This is a genomic window from Rhodopseudomonas palustris (genome assembly GCF_013415845.1).
Taxonomy (GTDB): Bacteria; Pseudomonadota; Alphaproteobacteria; order Rhizobiales; family Xanthobacteraceae; genus Rhodopseudomonas; species Rhodopseudomonas palustris_F.
In genome coordinates this window covers 2,064,796-2,079,822 of the sequence record NZ_CP058907.1, presented here as the reverse complement: position 1 = coordinate 2,079,822, position 15,027 = coordinate 2,064,796, and the positions used below count along the sequence as shown (strand labels likewise).

The 15,027-nt window shown below is 65.8% G+C and carries 15 protein-coding genes; 7 read left to right on the top strand and 8 right to left on the bottom strand.

The window, feature by feature from the left end; genetic code table 11:
* Positions 1 to 88: 88 nt before the first annotated feature.
* Positions 89 to 769, bottom strand: a complete 681-nt coding sequence (locus HZF03_RS09570) for a response regulator transcription factor (RefSeq protein ID WP_041810344.1) — start codon at positions 767 to 769, stop codon at positions 89 to 91.
* A gap of 277 nt (positions 770 to 1,046) precedes the next feature.
* Entirely contained in the window at positions 1,047 to 2,618 is a 1,572-nt protein-coding gene (locus HZF03_RS09565; RefSeq protein WP_119018611.1) for a Do family serine endopeptidase, read from the bottom strand.
* Positions 2,619 to 2,986: 368 nt separating this feature from the next.
* Here HZF03_RS09565 and HZF03_RS09560 point away from each other — a divergent pair, with 368 nt between their 5' ends.
* Both HZF03_RS09560 and HZF03_RS09555 read left to right on the top strand, forming a co-directional pair.
* Positions 2,987 to 3,895, top strand: coding sequence for a 2Fe-2S iron-sulfur cluster-binding protein (locus HZF03_RS09560; protein WP_011157483.1), 909 nt, complete (start codon positions 2,987 to 2,989; stop codon positions 3,893 to 3,895).
* 53 nt (positions 3,896 to 3,948) lie between these two features.
* Positions 3,949 to 4,437, top strand: a complete 489-nt coding sequence (locus tag HZF03_RS09555) for a ferritin-like domain-containing protein (protein ID WP_012495461.1) — start codon at positions 3,949 to 3,951, stop codon at positions 4,435 to 4,437.
* Between the two features lie 163 nt (positions 4,438 to 4,600).
* Here the strand turns inward: HZF03_RS09555 and HZF03_RS09550 are convergent, their stop codons facing one another.
* Positions 4,601 to 5,452: a helix-turn-helix transcriptional regulator gene (locus HZF03_RS09550; protein ID WP_119018612.1), complete on the bottom strand. Its 852-nt coding sequence runs from the start codon at positions 5,450 to 5,452 to the stop codon at positions 4,601 to 4,603.
* Between the two features lie 74 nt (positions 5,453 to 5,526).
* Between HZF03_RS09550 and HZF03_RS09545 the strand changes: the two genes are divergently transcribed.
* The 5 genes from HZF03_RS09545 (at position 5,527) to HZF03_RS09535 (ending at position 8,870) form a co-directional block, all read left to right on the top strand.
* Positions 5,527 to 6,993, top strand: coding sequence for an MFS transporter (locus tag HZF03_RS09545; protein ID WP_119018613.1), 1,467 nt, complete (start codon positions 5,527 to 5,529; stop codon positions 6,991 to 6,993).
* 103 nt (positions 6,994 to 7,096) lie between these two features.
* The gene (locus tag HZF03_RS24620; RefSeq protein WP_420853855.1) at positions 7,097 to 7,222 is read left to right on the top strand and encodes a hypothetical protein; all 126 of its coding nucleotides are present in this window, start codon (positions 7,097 to 7,099) and stop codon (positions 7,220 to 7,222) included.
* Positions 7,223 to 7,246: 24 nt separating this feature from the next.
* Entirely contained in the window at positions 7,247 to 7,594 is a 348-nt protein-coding gene (locus HZF03_RS24615) for a CobW family GTP-binding protein (RefSeq protein WP_420853854.1), read from the top strand.
* A complete protein-coding gene (locus HZF03_RS24610; protein ID WP_420853853.1) occupies positions 7,567 to 7,728 on the top strand; it encodes a hypothetical protein in 162 nt (53 codons plus the stop codon). The genes HZF03_RS24615 and HZF03_RS24610 overlap by 28 nt, the downstream gene beginning before the upstream one ends.
* A 119-nt stretch (positions 7,729 to 7,847) precedes the next feature.
* Entirely contained in the window at positions 7,848 to 8,870 is a 1,023-nt protein-coding gene (locus HZF03_RS09535; protein WP_119018614.1) for a formamidase, read from the top strand.
* Between the two features lie 308 nt (positions 8,871 to 9,178).
* On the opposite strand, the gene HZF03_RS09530 is transcribed toward HZF03_RS09535, so the two are convergent.
* The 5 genes from HZF03_RS09530 to HZF03_RS09510 form a co-directional block, all read right to left on the bottom strand.
* Positions 9,179 to 9,676, bottom strand: a complete 498-nt coding sequence (locus HZF03_RS09530) for a cytochrome c-type biogenesis protein (RefSeq protein ID WP_119018615.1) — start codon at positions 9,674 to 9,676, stop codon at positions 9,179 to 9,181.
* A gap of 13 nt (positions 9,677 to 9,689) precedes the next feature.
* Positions 9,690 to 11,672: a heme lyase CcmF/NrfE family subunit gene (locus HZF03_RS09525; RefSeq protein ID WP_119018616.1), complete on the bottom strand. Its 1,983-nt coding sequence runs from the start codon at positions 11,670 to 11,672 to the stop codon at positions 9,690 to 9,692.
* The gene (gene ccmE / locus HZF03_RS09520; protein WP_119018617.1) at positions 11,669 to 12,172 is read right to left on the bottom strand and encodes a cytochrome c maturation protein CcmE; all 504 of its coding nucleotides are present in this window, start codon (positions 12,170 to 12,172) and stop codon (positions 11,669 to 11,671) included. The genes HZF03_RS09525 and ccmE overlap by 4 nt, the downstream gene beginning before the upstream one ends.
* A 113-nt stretch (positions 12,173 to 12,285) precedes the next feature.
* Positions 12,286 to 13,392 carry a c-type cytochrome biogenesis protein CcmI gene (gene ccmI / locus HZF03_RS09515; RefSeq protein ID WP_119018618.1) on the bottom strand — a complete coding sequence of 369 codons (1,107 nt, stop codon included), beginning with the start codon at positions 13,390 to 13,392 and terminating at the stop codon, positions 12,286 to 12,288.
* A 162-nt stretch (positions 13,393 to 13,554) separates the two neighbouring features.
* A complete protein-coding gene (locus tag HZF03_RS09510) occupies positions 13,555 to 14,958 on the bottom strand; it encodes a hypothetical protein (RefSeq protein WP_012495455.1) in 1,404 nt (467 codons plus the stop codon).
* Positions 14,959 to 15,027 lie beyond the last annotated feature (69 nt).

The window sequence follows — 15,027 nt, the reverse complement described above, 5'->3', positions numbered from 1 at the left end:
AGCATCTAAAGGGGTGCGGTCCTCTGGGCATCGCTCGAGCGGGGTCGCGAGAACGGCGCTGCCGGCGTCACGAGGCGCTGAGCGAAGCTCAGCGCAGCCCGTCGCGGATCATGTAGCCGGCGCCGCGGATGGTGTGCAGCAGCGGGTGATCGAAGCCCTTGTCGATCTTCGAACGCAGCCGGGAGATGTGGACGTCGATGACGTTAGTCTGCGGATCGAAGTGATAATCCCAGACGTTCTCCAGCAGCATGGTGCGGGTCACCACCTGCCCGGCGTGCTTCATCAGATATTCGAGCAGTCTGAATTCGCGCGGCTGCAGCGTCAGCTCCTCGCCGCCGCGGGTGACGCGATGCGACAGACGGTCGAGTTCGAGATCGGCGACGCGGTAGCTGGTCTCTTCCGCCGGGCCGCCGTGACGGCGCGACAGCACCTCGACGCGCGCCAGCAGTTCCGCGAAGGCGTAGGGCTTCGGCAGATAGTCGTCGCCGCCGGCACGCAGGCCCTTGATACGGTCGTCGACCTGGCCGAGCGCGGACAGGATCAGCACCGGCGTGCGATTTCCTTTGTCACGCAGGCTTCCGATCACCGACAGGCCGTCGCGCTTCGGCAGCATGCGATCGACCACCAGCACGTCGTAGTCGCCGCTCTCCGCCATCGCGAGGCCCTCTTCGCCATCGCTGGCGAGATCGGCGATGTGGCCGACCTCGCGAAACGCCTTGACCAGATAGTCGGCGGATTCGCGGTCATCCTCGATGATCAACAGACGCATATTGCTGTCGGATTTCTTCAAACTCTGCGGGCTCTGATGCAACATGACGCGGCTTCAGCCTCCTTGCAAGGCGGCTCGATCGGGCCCCGGAGGGGGAACGGGCGATGGAGCTGGGGGACTCCACCGCCCGCCTAGACCTTCCGACGGAGGGGGGCTGAACTCCTTCCGGAAGGTGTAAAGGCGGGGACGAGCGGGGTTGCGACCCGTCCCCGGGATAGCGCCGTCGGCTGGGGGCGACGATTGCCGGCGACACTCTCCAATTTCTCAGCGCGGGCGATCAGCCCTTGGCGATCGGGAGGGCGACGAAGCGCGAGGCGCCGCCGCTGCGTACCCGGACCAGCACGCTGTTCTTGTTTTCGGTCTTCGCCGTAGCGAGCACGTCGCGGACGTCCGCCGGGCTCGACACGTTCTTGCCGGCGACCTCGAGGATCACATCGCCTTCCTTGAAGCCGCGGTCGGCTGCGGCACCCTTCGGATCGACGTCAGTCACCACCACGCCATCCTTGCCGGCACCGGCGACCGAGCTGGCCGGAGCCAGCGTCAGGCCGAGCTTGGGCAGGTCGAGGCCCTGGTTGGCTCCACCGCGATCACCGCGGTCGGTGTTGTTGCTGGCTTCGATCTTGTTCGGCAGCTCGCCGAGCGTCAGCGTCAGCTCACGCTCCTTGCCCTTGTGGAACACGGTGAGCTTGACCGCATGCCCCGGCGCGAACGCACCGATGGTGCGGGCCAGTTCGCGAGCGTCCTTCACCGACGTGCCATCGACCGCGACGATCACGTCGCCGGATTCGATGCCGGCCTTGGCGGCCGGACCGTTCGACTGCGGCTCGGCGACCAGCGCGCCTTCCGCCTTCTTCAGGCCGAGGCTGTCGGCGATCTCCGGCGTCACCGGCTGCACCTGCACGCCGATCCAGCCACGGCTCACCGAGCCGCGATCCTTGAGCTGCTCGACCACCGCCTTGACGGTGTTGGCCGGGATCGAGAACGCGATGCCGATGCTGCCGCCCGACGGCGAGTAGATCGCGGTGTTGACGCCGACCACTTCGCCCGCGGTGTTGAACGCCGGGCCACCGGAGTTGCCCTTGTTCACCGGCGCGTCGATCTGGATGAAATCGTCGTACGGACCGTTGCCGATGTCGCGGCCCATCGCCGAGACGATGCCGGCCGTCACGGTGCCGCCGAGGCCGAACGGATTGCCGACCGCCAGCACCCAGTCACCGATCCGCGGCTTGCCTTCCGACAGCTTGGCGTAGGGGAAGCTCGAACCGCCTTCGACCTTGATCAGCGCCAAGTCGGTGCGCGGATCATTGCCGATCACCTTGGCCTTGTAGGTCTTGCCGTCGTCGGTGGTGACTTCGACCTTGTCGGCGCCTTCGACCACGTGATTGTTGGTCACCGCATAGCCGTCGGCCGAGATGAAGAAGCCCGAGCCCTGGCCGGTGATCATGCCGCCGCCGCGATGGCCGCGCAGGCCGGGAGGCATCTCGCCGCCGAACCGGCGGAAGAACCGCTCCATCGGCGAGCCGGGCGGGAACGAGAAATCCTCGCGGTCTTCGTTCTTGGCCATCTTGTCGGCGATGTTGACCTTCACCGAGATCACCGACGGCTTCACCTTGTCGACGATGTCGGCGAAACCGACCGGCTGCTGCGCCGGCTGAACGTTGGCGCTGACCTGCTGCGCATGCGCCGGAGTGGCGATCAGATCGAACGAACCGTTGCCGAGCCCGAAAGCCCCCGCGCCGAGACCGGCGACGACCGAAGCCATCAGCGCGAACTTGCGCGCCGACAGCAACGACCTCGACTGGGGCCGGTGCGAAGACTGCGTGGACAGGACGGGGCGACGATCGTGCATTGCGGGAGTCTCCGAAGACCAGTTGAAACTGAAGGTGCGGAACTGATCAGCACCGTTGCTTCGGAAGATGGGGCCCGCCGCCTTACGGGGCTCTGGCGAGGGAATTAAACTTTTGTAATTTTGGTGGTATTCGGCCCCCAGAGGCCGCGACGGATGGTCGCTTCCCGCCCTGCTCCGGGCCGCGGAATTGTCGCCGTTCGTACATTCGTGTCGGGAATCCGATCCGCCTTTAGTCGCGACAACCCCCTGCCCCACCGCTGCAACTAACTGAATTACTTAGTGATCGTGCGTGGCCTGGTTCTTGCCAAGGGGCAGCCGGAGGGCGCCGGCACGGCGTCGATCAACCCCTGACGACAGGAGAGTACGACGTGGCGAATATTACCTTCTCGTCCCCGGTTATGGCCAAGGACGTGACCGTGTATGCGGTGGCGGGCGATCGCGGGACCATTCTGGCGGTTGCGAAATCGCACAGCATTCCGATCCCGTTCGACTGTCAGGATGGCGAATGCGGCTCCTGCCTGGTGCAAGTCGAGCACTTCAATCCGAAGGCCAAAGCTGCGGTGGCGCTGACCGAAAAGGAAAAGGAAGTGCTGCGCCAGCTTGGCAAGATCACCAAGGAGGAGATCGTCGACGCCGAAGTCAACGACATCCCGCCGCGCTACCGCCTCGCCTGCCAGTGCTTCGTCCGCAACGAAGACATCCTGGTCAAGTTCGAGGGCGACAAGACCAAGCCGCAGCGCCTCGCGGTGACGCCGGCCGCCGCGCACTACAAGGGCGGCATGGAGATCAACACCCCGCAGGAATTCTTCAGCTACGCTGCCAAGGTCGAGGAAGACGCCGCGCTGCACTACGACAGCCTCGCCAAGGCGATGGCGGACGCCGGCAACGCGCCGGTGGCGAAGCTGTTCGCGCAGCTCGCCGAGTTCTCGCGGCTGCATCTGGCCGAAGTGAAGTCGCGCGCCGGCAGCATCGACCTCAGCAAGAGCGTGCCGCCGGACTACGCCTGGCCCGACCACGCGACGCCGGAGCGCGCCGCGGTGTGGGCCTCGGACACCACGCTCACCCGTCTCGGCGCGCTGAAGGCGGCGCTGCAGGGCGAGCGCCGCGGCTACGAGTTTTATCGTGCGGTCGAAGCCACCACCAAGTCGTCCGAGGTCGCCGCGGCGGCCAAGGAATTCGTCAACGAAGAAGCCGAGCACGTCCGCATTCTCGAGGCCTGGATCACCCAGGAGGAATGGTCGCTCAAGCACGCCGCCAAGGCTGCGGAGAACGCCTGACGACAGCGACGGCCGTCGCCACCCCGGCGACGGCCGAACAAGGAGAGACGACGATGGAAACAGTCGAAGAGTTTCTGGCGCATTCGATCAAGCTGGAGCAGGAAGCCGCGCTGCGGTTCGGTCAGCTCGCCGACGCGATGGATAGTTGCGGCAACAAGGAAGTATCGAAGCTGTTCCGCCAGCTCGCGGACTACTCGCGGATGCATCAGGCCGACGCGCAGGCCCGCGCCGGCTTCCGCGACATCCCGCAGATGGAGCCCGGCGATTTCAAATGGCCGGGCCTGGAAAGCCCGGAAGCCGCCGCGATCTGGGGCACCGACCCGTTCATCGGCCGCGACCTCGCGCTGCAGATCGCGCTGGAAGCGGAGACCGGTGCGTTCGACTGGTACAAGAACGTCCTCGACACCACCGACAATCCCGAGATCAAGATGCTGGCGAAGGAATTCGTCGAGGAAGAAAGCGGCCACGTCGCCGAGCTGCACCGCTGGATCGCGCTGCATAAGGCCGGCAAGCCGCTGCCGATGGAAATCGTGCCGTTCTGAAGCCCGGTAGCCCGATCGCCCGCGCTCACTCCCGAACCCAACCACGCGAGGCCGGTCACGGCCTCGCGCCGGCTGCTCTGCGTCGGCTGCCTTGCGTCGGCCGGGGATCTACACCTGGTCGCTGTTCGTATGAGCTAAGTGCCCTGAGCCCCCTATCGAGGGCTTATAGGGGCCGGCCTCTTCCAGCGTGAAGAGCTGCTGCAACATCTCCGTGATCCGCTGCCGCATAGAACACAAGGCGGAGGTGCTTTTCCTCATCGACGATGAAGGATGCATGATCGAACGCCACCGGCCCCCGGCCGTCGATCATGAAGCTTCGGCGGCCTTCGCAGCGTCCATGCACGTCGTGCTGGTTCCAGAGCTTTCTGAAGGAAGGCGAGACCTGCTCCAGCGACTCGACGAGCGCCACCATGCTTTCATCCTCGGGGGACCGCGCAAAATCCCGCCGAAAGCTCGCCAGAATTTGCGGAGCCTGAACCGACCATTCCACGATCCTGCCGTTCAGCCGATCGTCCGCGAACAGCATCCAGAGCATATTGCATTCGGCAGGATCGCGCTGCTCGAACCCGAACAGACGTTCGGCTGCATCATTCCAGCCGATCACATCCCATCGCAGGTTCAGCACATAGGATGGGCGCAGAGTGAGATCGTCGAGCAATCGGCGCACCAGCGGCGGCAGCTCGCACCAAGCCTGTCCCGCCATTGCAGGCGGCCGCTGATGGGCGAGCAGAAACAGATGCCGCCGCTCGATTTCATCCAGCTTCAGGACGCGGGACACATTGTCGAGAAAGGCCGTCGAAACCTTGATGGCACGGCCCTGTTCCAGCCACGTGTACCAGGTGAGGCCAACGCCCGCGAGGGCGGCGACTTCCTCACGGCGAAGCCCCGGCGTCCGCCGCCGTTTCCCGACCGGTAGACCGACATCGAGCGGTGAAAGGCTTTCCCGCCGCCGCCGTAAGAAATCCGCCAGTTCGGCGCGCGTGCGATCCAGCCGATGATCCAGCGTATCACTCATAGTAATAGTATAATTTGCTCCATAGTAATAGATTAATGCGCGTGCGAAGCGACTTCAAGCACATTGGAGTTGCCATGACCGTCGATCACCCACCTGCGACATCGCATGTCCCGCAGACCGCCGCCAAAACACGCCCCTCGGCGCTGGCTCTGACCATCCTGTTGCTGGGCGGGTTCATCACCGTCTTCGACCTGTTTGTGGTCAACATCGCGATCCCCTCGATGCAGGCCGATCTTGGTGTGAGCTTTGCCGAAATCGGCTTCGTCATCGCCGGATATGAACTGGCCTTCGGCGTGCTGCTGATCGCGGGCGGGCGGCTCGGCGACCGCCATGGCAGACGTCGCCTGTTCGCACTCGGCATGGCCGGATTTGCGATCACATCGTTCCTCTGCGGCATCGCGCCCGACGCCACCAGCCTGATCGTTGCCCGCCTTCTGCAAGGCGCGACAGGCGCGATCCTGTTTCCGCAGGTCTATGCGCTGCTACGTGTCATGTACGACGATGCTGGCCGCCGCCGGGCATTCGGACTTCTCGGCATGACATTGGGGCTGGCGGCCATCGTCGGACAGGTCTTCGGCGGCCTGATCGTTGAAAGCGACCTGTTCGGCCTCGGCTGGCGTATCATCTTCCTCATCAACCTGCCGATAGGCATCATCGCGCTGCTATCGGCGCGGATCATCCCGGAATCGCGCTCTTCCGACGCGATGGGCGTCGATTGGCCCGGGATCGGACTGGCGACAGCGGGATTGCTGCTCCTGCTGTTGCCTCTGCTCGAAGGCCCGAATCTCGGCTGGCCGCTCTGGACATGGGCCAGCATGGCAGCCTCGGTCGTGCTGCTCACGGCGTTTCTCGTCTGGGAGCATCTGGTTGCAAGGCGCGGCGGCGATCCCGCCATTGATCTGACCTTGTTCCGCAACACCGGCTTCTCGGTGGGGTCTGTGGTGGTGCTGCTGATCTATTCGACAGCGACATCGCTGTTTCTATGCTTCGCCCTGCTGGTGCAGTCCGGCCTCGGTCTGACGCCGTTCGCGGCCGGCACGCTGTTCGCGCCGGCGAGCGTCGGTTTCGTGGTGGCATCGCTGGTCGCACCGAAGCTGGTGGCGCGTTTCGGAAACATCGCAATCGCCGGTGGCACGCTGGTCTATGCAGCCGGCATCGGCTGGCTGATCGTGACCGCCGCAGGTCTCGGCGACGGAGCTGGAATATTCGCCCTGCTGCCGCCTCTGGTGCTGTTCGGCTTCGGACAGGGCCTGTCGATGACGCCGCTGCTCAATCTGGTCATCGGCTATGTCGAGGAAAGTCATGCCGGAATGGCGGCCGGCTTTATTTCCACCATGCAACAGGTCGGCGGAGCCTTCGGCGTTTCCGTTGTTGGCATATTCTTCGTGGGGATTCTCGGTAAGGATGCCGGCGAAGGCGTCTCCCAGGCAGGGCGCTACGCGGACGCCTTCTCCGGCGCAATGATCTACAATCTCGCCGCCGTCATCGTCGCTGCCGCGCTCATTGCCTTGATCGTGCGCAAGAGCCCCGCCCGTCAGTAGAGGGCGAGGAATCTGCGTCGGCGGTCTTCAAGGCAGCCGCCGAAACAAGATGCTCGTCCCCGCCCCGCGCCGTGCTTGACACCTCGCCGGCCCGCACATCGCCATGGTGACGGTGGTCGACACCGTCCACCTGCTGAAGGACTATTCGTCGACCGATTTTCTCGCCGACCGCGGCGAGACCGCGGGCGAAGGCGACGGGCGCACCCTGGTCAATCTGCTGGTCGAATAGATCGAGTTCGCCGACATCGTTGTCATGAACAAGGTCGTGGACGCCACGCCCGCGCAGCACGAGGCGGCGCGGGCCATCATCCACGCGCTCAATCCCGACGCCCGGCTGATCGAGACCGACTACAGCCGGGTGTCGCCGGACCAGATCTTCGACACCGGCCTGTTCGACTTCGAACGCGCCCATCAGCACCCGATGTGGTTCAAGGAGCTGTACGGCTTCGACGACCACGTGCCGGAGGACGCCGAATACGGCGTCACCAGCTTCGTCTGGGAGGCGCGCCGGCCGCTGATCCCCGAGCGCTTCAACGAATTCCTGCAGACGCCGCTGCCCGGCGGCAGCAGATCGTGTTCATCGGCATGCTCGGGACGATGAGCCGCGCCCGCATCACCACCATGCTGGAGCGTTGCCTGGCCGAGCCGGCCAGCGCCGAGGCGTTCGATCCGAACAGTTACCGTCACCTGCCCGACCCGTTTCCGGGGTGGCGACGCGTCACGGACGCGGCCTGAGCCGACGCCGCGCATGCACCTGCTCAAGATTACGAAGCCCGTTACGTAGAACAGCGTATTCGCCACCGACCGCTGCAGTTCCATAGACGTGACGTTCTAACGTTACATGGAGCCAAGTTATGGCAAGTACCGGAAGCGTAAGCGCGTGGGACGAAGCCCTGCTCGTTGCGATGATCCAATATCCCGTGCCGGTGGTCAGCGGGCCGGAGGATATCCAAATCCAGGTCAAGCAGATCTGCCGCGCGGTCGACACCACCAAAGCCGGCTACCCCGATCTCGATCTGATCGTGTTCCCCGAATATTCGACCCAGGGTCTCAACACCGCGATCTGGACCTACGACGAGATGCTGCTGACGGTGGATTCGCCGGAGATCGGCGCGTTCAAGCAGGCGTGCAAGCGCAACAAGGTCTGGGGCGTGTTCTCGCTGATGGAGCGTAACGACGATCCGTCGCTGCCGCCGTTCAACACCGCGATCATCATCAACGCCGACGGCGAACTGGCGCTGCATTATCGCAAGCTGCAGCCGTGGGTGCCGATCGAGCCGTGGTCGCCGGGCAATTACGGCATGCCGGTGTGCGACGGCCCGAAGGGCTCGAAACTCGCGGTCTGCATCTGCCACGACGGCATGTTCCCGGAACTGGCGCGCGAGGCCGCCTACAAGGGCGCCAACGTCTACATCCGGATCTCCGGCTATTCGACCCAGGTCAATGATCAGTGGATCTGGACCAACCGGACCAACGCCTGGCAGAACCTGATGTACACCATGTCGGTCAACCTGGCCGGCTACGACGGCGTGTTCTATTACTTCGGCGAAGGCACGGTGTGCAATTACGACGGCAACGTCATCCAGCAGGGCCACCGCAATCCCTGGGAGATCGTCACCGCCGAACTGTTCCCCCGCCTGGTCGACAAGGCGCGCGAGAACTGGGCGCTGGAGAACAACATCTTCAACCTCGGCTGCCGTGCCTATGTCGGCAAGCCCGGCGGCGAAAAGGCGAACTACCTGACCTGGGTGCGCGACCTCGCCGAAGGCAACTACAAGCTTCCCTGGGACGACAAGATCAAGGTCCGCGACGGCTGGAAGTATTATCCGGACGGCGTCAAGCTCGGCCCGATGCCGAAGCCGATCGCGGCGGAGTAGCTCCCACCGATCTCGTCATCCCAAGGGAGACCCGGCCGCCACGGCGACCGGGTCCTTGAGTGAGGGGCGGGCTTGAAGGCCGGACCGCCCTAGAACCTTCGCCACGAGCGTCGCTGCAGTGTGCCATGCGGGGGCGCAAGAGTTCATCATCGCCGCGCGCCGCGAACGCCGACGTCCATCGCGCCGTTCCGCGCGAACTCGGCGCCGTTGTCGCTGACCATGTTACACCCGGCGAATTGAGCGGAGCACAGGACCGCTCCCGCCTGCTCGGCCACGTTCGGAGAGATCCGATCAGCTCTGCTGCAAAATTAGGGCGCTTGATCCGCGCCCTCGGCCAGCAGCTTGTCGAGCCGCGCCTGCTCGTCGGCACTGAGCGGCTTCGGGGCGTCGCTGGCACGGGCGGCGTCGCGGCTGCGTCGGCGGATGTGCAGCCACAGGCCGAGGCCGCCGGCGACCAGCACCAGCGGCGGCAGCAGCCACAGCAGCAGCGTGTGCGTCTCGAACCGCGGCTTCAGGAGCACGAACTCGCCGTAGCGCGAGACGAGATAGTCGATCACCTGCTTGTTGCTGTCGCCGGCCGCGATCCGCTCGCGCACCAGCAGCCGCAGGTCCTTCGCGAGCGTCGCGTCGGAATCGTCGATCGACTGGTTCTGGCACACCATGCAGCGCAGCTCGCGCGATAGCTCGCGCGCCCGCGACTCCTGCTTCGGATCGGCCATCACCTCGTCGGGCTGCACCGCATGCGCCAGCGGCGACGCGACGACGGTCGCGAACACGATGAACAGAGCGGCGACTAGCTTCCGCATCGGTCTCTCCACCCTACTCGGCCGGCTGCAGTACGCGCGGCGCCTTGGCGGGTTTCGGCGCACCGACCCGCAAGCGGCGATCGGACAGCGACAGCAGGCCGCCGAGCGCCATCAGGATCGGGCCGAACCAGATCAGCAGCACCATCGGCTTGTGATAGATCCGCACCGTCACCGCGCCCTGGTCGTTGAGATCGCCGAGCGAGATGTAGAGCTGGCTGAAGCCGCGGGTCAGCAGCGCCGCCTCGGTGGTGGAGGAGCCGCGGGTGATGAAGCTACGCTTCGACGGCGCCATGCCGCCGACCAGCCGGCCGTTCTCGGTCACCGTGAACTGCGTCAGCAACTCGCGATAGTTCGGTCCCTGGCGCTGATTGGCGCCTTCGAACTTGAACTCGTAGCCGGCGAGCTTGGTGCTGTCCCCCGGCTTCATCGCGGCGATGTACTCGCTGTTCCAGGTGGTCTCGCAGACGATGCCGATCAGCGTCACGCCGAGCGCCGCATGGGCGAACATCGTGCCCCAGGCCGAGCGCGGCAGGCCGGAGGCCCGGCGCAGCGAGATCGACAGCGGACCGCGGAACAGCGCAATGCGCTCGGCGATGTCGATCAGCGCGCCGAGGATGACGAACACCGCAAGCCCGATCGCCAGCGGCGCCAGCACCGCGCCGCCATGGACCCAGGCGTACACGAAGGAGACCGCCAGCAGCGCCACCACGCCGGCGGCGATCAGCCGCTGCGCGGCGCCGACCAGATCGCCGCGCTTCCAGGCCAGCAGCGGACCAAACGGCACCGCGACCAGCAGCGGCACCATCAGCGGGCCGAAGGTGAGATTGAAGAACGGCGCGCCGACCGAGATCTTGTCGCCGGTCAGCACTTCCAGCGCCAGCGGATACAGCGTGCCGACGAACACGGTGGCGCAGGCGGTGGTGAGGAACAGATTGTTCAGCACCAGCGAGCCTTCGCGCGAGATCGGCGCGAACAGACCGCCCTGCTTGAGCGACGAAGCCCGCCAGGCGAACAGCGTCAGGCTGCCGCCGATGAACACGCACAGGATGATCAGGATGAACACGCCGCGCGACGGATCGGTGGCGAAGGCGTGCACCGAGGTGAGCACGCCGGAGCGCACCAGGAAGGTGCCGAGCAGCGACAGCGAGAAGGTCAGGATCGACAGCAGGATGGTCCAGACCTTCAGCGCGTTGCGCTTCTCCATCACCAGCGCCGAGTGCAAGAGCGCGGTGCCGGCGAGCCACGGCATCAGCGAGGCGTTCTCGACCGGGTCCCAGAACCACCAGCCGCCCCAGCCGAGTTCGTAGTAGGCCCAATACGAGCCCATCGCGATGCCGAGGGTGAGGAAGATCCAGGCGACCAGTGTCCACGGCCGCACCCAGCGCGCCCAGGCGGCGTCGAGCCGGCCTTCCATCAGCGCCGCGGCGGCGAACGAGAACGAAATCGAGAACCCGACATAGCCGAGGTACAGCATCGGCGGATGCACCGCGAGACCGATATCCTGCAGCACCGGGTTGAGATCGCGGCCTTCGGCCGGCGCATTGGCAATCCGCGCGAACGGGTTCGAGGTGATCAGGATGAACAGATAGAACGCAGTTGCGACCCAGCCCTGAACAGCCAACACGTGGGCGCGGAGCGACAGCGGCAGGTTGTTGCCGAACGCCGCGACCAGGCCGCCGAACAGCGCCAGGATCGCCACCCACAGCAGCATCGAGCCTTCGTGGTTCCCCCACACGCCGGTGATCTTGTAGAGCAGCGGCTTCATCGAGTGGGAGTTCTCGTACACGTTCACCACCGAGAAGTCGGAGGTGACGTGCAGCCACACCAGCGCGGTGAACGACAGGCCAGCGAACAGCAACTGCACCAGCGCGGTCGAGCGCGCCACGTTCATCAGCGCGCCGTCATTGAGCCGCGCGCCGAGCAGCGGAACGGTGGACTGGATCAGCGCCAGAGCCAGCGCCAGAACCAGTGCGTAGTGCCCGGCCTCGGCGATCATTTGCCGCCCTCCGCCGCATTCGCCGAGGTCTGGCCCGCGGTCGTCTCACCGGGGGGCTTCTTGCCGTAGTCGTCCTTCCAGTGGCCGTCCTTCTTCAAGGCGTCGGCGACTTCCTTCGGCATGTACTTCTCGTCGTGCTTGGCGAGCACGGTGTCGGCTTCGAACACGCCGGCCTTGTCGAGCGAGCCTTCGGCGATCACGCCCTGCCCTTCGCGGAACAGGTCCGGCAGAATGCCCTTGTAGGCGACCGGCAGGCTGGCCGCGCCGTCGGTGACCTTGAACGACACCCTGAGTTGCTCGCCGCGCTGCAGCGAGCCGGGCTCGACCACGCCGCCGAGCCGGAACCGCTTGCCGGCCTCGATGTGCTGTTCGGCCACCATCTTCGGCGTCGAGAAGAACACGATCGAGTCGCGCAGCGCGTTGAGCACCAGCCCCACCGCCACGATGAGCACCACCCCGGCGCCCCCGATCATCAACAACCGCCGCTGTTTACGCGTCATGGTTCGTTCGCCTCGGCGTCCTCTACCGGATGTTCACAAGCGACGCTTCGCGGCGTCGCTCGAACTGTTTGTCTGACGAAGATGTCGAAAACACATCGTTCGTGCTGCAATCGTCAGCCGTCGAGCCCGAGGCCCTTGAGGCCGTCGTTGAGCTGCTTCAGCCGGTCGGGCTTGTCGGCGACCGCCTGGCGCGCTTCGGTCTGCGCGCTCTTGGCCTTGTCGGTGTCGCCGAGCACCATATAGGCGCGCACCAGCCGCAGCCAGCCGTCGACGTCGTCGCCGTTCTGCTTCAGTCGCGCGGCGAGCTTGGCGACCATGCCCTGGATCATCGCGGCACGATCGGCTTCGCTCATGTTCTGCACGGCAGCGGCCGCGCCTTCCGGCAACGCCGGCTGCTTGGCGGTGCCGTCGACGCGGGCGAGCTCGGTCTGCAGCATCGGCCGCCACGGCGCGTCGGCCGGCGCCTTCTCCAGCATCGCGCGCCAGATCGTCGCGGCGTCCTTTGGGCGGCCATCCTGTTCGGCAGCGAGGCCGAGGAAGTAGCGCGCCTTGGCTTCATCCTGATTGAGCGCGACCGCACGCTCGAATTCGGTCTTGGCGTCGGCGGTCACGACACCGCCCGCCGCCGAAGTCAGCACCTCGCCGAGATCGGCGCGGCGGTCCGCGGTCTCGCCGGCGTAAGTAATCGCATTGCGATAGGCGCGCGCCGCATCCTCGAACCGGCCGGTCTTGGCCAGCACCGGCGCCAGCACGGTCCAGCCGCGGCCGTCGGTCGGGTTCTTCTCCAGATGCGCCTCGACCTGGGCCACCAGATTGTCGAGCGGCTGCGAGCTGGCCGGCGCCTTGGCCCGCGCCACCAGCGGCTCGTCCGGCAGCGTCGGCGAGCCAAGCGGCAGATAGATCGCGACCGCAAGCACCGGCAGTCCGACCAGCGCCGTCAGCGCAACCAAGCGGCGCAGGCCGCGGCGGGTGGTGGTCGGGGTGGTGCGTTCAGCCTCGGCGCTGGCGAGCAGCCGGCGGCCGATCTCGACCTTGGCGGCGGAGGCTTCGGAGGGGCCGATCAGCCCGATCGCGGCATCGCGGTCGACCTCGGCGAGTTGGTCCTTGTAGACCGCCGCCTCGCTGCCATCGCGCTGCGCCTTGACGCTACGCCCGAGCGGCCACAGCACGGCGAACACCGCCACGGCCGTCATCATCGCGAACACAAACCAAAGCGCCATTCGAGCGAGGTTCCGGGTGAAGACTAAGGAGCCGCGGCACCGGCCCGGCAGGTCGAAAATCCGGGCGGGTTACACCATGGTCGGACGATAGCCGCAATTGACATTTGCGGCACCGGATAAGGCGCCGCAGGGGACGAAACTTGATTTGAATCAAAGGGGAGTTCAGCCCGCCCGCGCCGCCGGCTTGCGTTCCACCACGACCATGGCGTTTTCGACCGCGCGACTCATCAGCGAGGCGTAGTCGTGGCTGAACAGCAATTCGCAGAACCGGACCGCGGCCTGCGCCTGCTGATGCCGGAACGGCTTGACCCGGGCGTCGGAGCCGCGCAGCGACTGCACCAGCGCGTCGGTGGACTTCTCGACATATTGCTGTAGCTCGGAATAGGTCCGCTGCGTCACTTCGTTGATCGCCAGCTCGCTGGCATAGGTGCGGCACACCGCGACGAAATCGATCAGCGCGGCGGTCTCGTCGACCTCGAGCTGGTCGAGCTTGGCGCCGCTGGCGATGTCCTTGTCGGGACGCTGCCGCAGCAGCCGGCGCACCCTGCCCGGCACGCTCTCGATCTCCGACTTCACCGCGTTGGAGATGTCGACGCGGATCGCGGCGAGCTGCTTGCCCCACGACGAGTCGCTGCGGATGTCGAGTTCGGTGCGCAGGCCGCGAATGCCGTCGTGAATCACTTTCAGATTTTCGGCGACGTTGCCGTAGTGGCCGCGGCGGATTTCCTCGCGCAGATCGGCAGTGAGCCGCGCCAGATCCTGGATCGCCATGGTGACGGCGACGCCGTAAGGCGTGGCCGCGACCTTGATCTCGTCGTCCGAGCCCGCGACCTTGATCGCCATCCGGACGATCTGCCACGGCTGGTTGAGGTGATTGAGGATCAGCGTCAGCGCGAACGGCAGCAGGATCGGCGTCTGCAGCGCCGGCACGTTGAGCGCCGCGATCATCGAATTGACCTGGCTGTCGCCGAACACCCGCAGGTTGCTGGAGAGCTTGCCGTTGAAGGTGTCGATGGCGTCGCGGTTCTTCAGCACCGCGCCGATCGGCGCCAGATCCTCGACTGCGGACGGCGGTCCGACCCTCGACATCGCGCGCTGGCGGTCGACGCCCGGCTCGGGATTGATCAGCTTGTCGATCGCAGCGGCGGCGGCCTGCTGCAGCTTGCGGACCAGTTGCTCGACTTGCGACGCCGGCGCGCCGCGCAGGCCGATCAGCCCGGCTTCGAATTCGCGGATCTGATCCGGAATGCCCTCGCGCTCCAGCCACTGCCAGACCGAGGTCAGCGACGAGCGCCGGAGCTGTCCAGGCCGCGGCGATTCCTTGGGATCGATCAGAAACGGTTCCAGCACCCGGAACATCAGCCGGGCCGGATCCTCGGAGCGAGGCTTGTTGTCGTCCTCGGAGCCGCGAACGATCTTGCGCAACTCCTCCAGCACGAAGCTGGCGACCGCGACATCCTCGCCTCGTTCGAGCGCACGCTCGAATTCCCGCATCAGCAGCGCTTGGGACTGCGGCGGGAGCTGGGAGAGATAATCTCTCAGCCGTTCGGTGGGTGTCTGGCTCATGCGCCCAATGGTTTGCAGGCTGTCGGCACGCGTGGAATTGCGCACCACTCGCATGGTGCCCGTCACGCC

What these genes read in the sequence shown, in the direction of transcription:
- HZF03_RS09550 (WP_119018612.1), bottom strand. Translation starts at nt 5,452, where the DNA reads ATGAGTGATACGCTGGATCATCGGCTGGATCGCACGCGCGCCGAACTG.
- HZF03_RS09570 (WP_041810344.1), bottom strand. Translation starts at nt 769, where the DNA reads ATGCGTCTGTTGATCATCGAGGATGACCGCGAATCCGCCGACTATCTG.
- HZF03_RS09545 (WP_119018613.1), top strand. Translation starts at nt 5,527, where the DNA reads ATGACCGTCGATCACCCACCTGCGACATCGCATGTCCCGCAGACCGCC.
- HZF03_RS24615 (WP_420853854.1), top strand. Translation starts at nt 7,247, where the DNA reads ATGAACAAGGTCGTGGACGCCACGCCCGCGCAGCACGAGGCGGCGCGG.
- HZF03_RS09525 (WP_119018616.1), bottom strand. Translation starts at nt 11,672, where the DNA reads ATGATCGCCGAGGCCGGGCACTACGCACTGGTTCTGGCGCTGGCTCTG.
- HZF03_RS09565 (WP_119018611.1), bottom strand. Translation starts at nt 2,618, where the DNA reads ATGCACGATCGTCGCCCCGTCCTGTCCACGCAGTCTTCGCACCGGCCC.
- HZF03_RS09555 (WP_012495461.1), top strand. Translation starts at nt 3,949, where the DNA reads ATGGAAACAGTCGAAGAGTTTCTGGCGCATTCGATCAAGCTGGAGCAG.
- HZF03_RS09510 (WP_012495455.1), bottom strand. Translation starts at nt 14,958, where the DNA reads ATGAGCCAGACACCCACCGAACGGCTGAGAGATTATCTCTCCCAGCTC.
- ccmI (WP_119018618.1), bottom strand. Translation starts at nt 13,392, where the DNA reads ATGGCGCTTTGGTTTGTGTTCGCGATGATGACGGCCGTGGCGGTGTTC.
- HZF03_RS09530 (WP_119018615.1), bottom strand. Translation starts at nt 9,676, where the DNA reads ATGCGGAAGCTAGTCGCCGCTCTGTTCATCGTGTTCGCGACCGTCGTC.
- ccmE (WP_119018617.1), bottom strand. Translation starts at nt 12,172, where the DNA reads ATGACGCGTAAACAGCGGCGGTTGTTGATGATCGGGGGCGCCGGGGTG.
- HZF03_RS09535 (WP_119018614.1), top strand. Translation starts at nt 7,848, where the DNA reads ATGGCAAGTACCGGAAGCGTAAGCGCGTGGGACGAAGCCCTGCTCGTT.
- HZF03_RS24620 (WP_420853855.1), top strand. Translation starts at nt 7,097, where the DNA reads ATGGTGACGGTGGTCGACACCGTCCACCTGCTGAAGGACTATTCGTCG.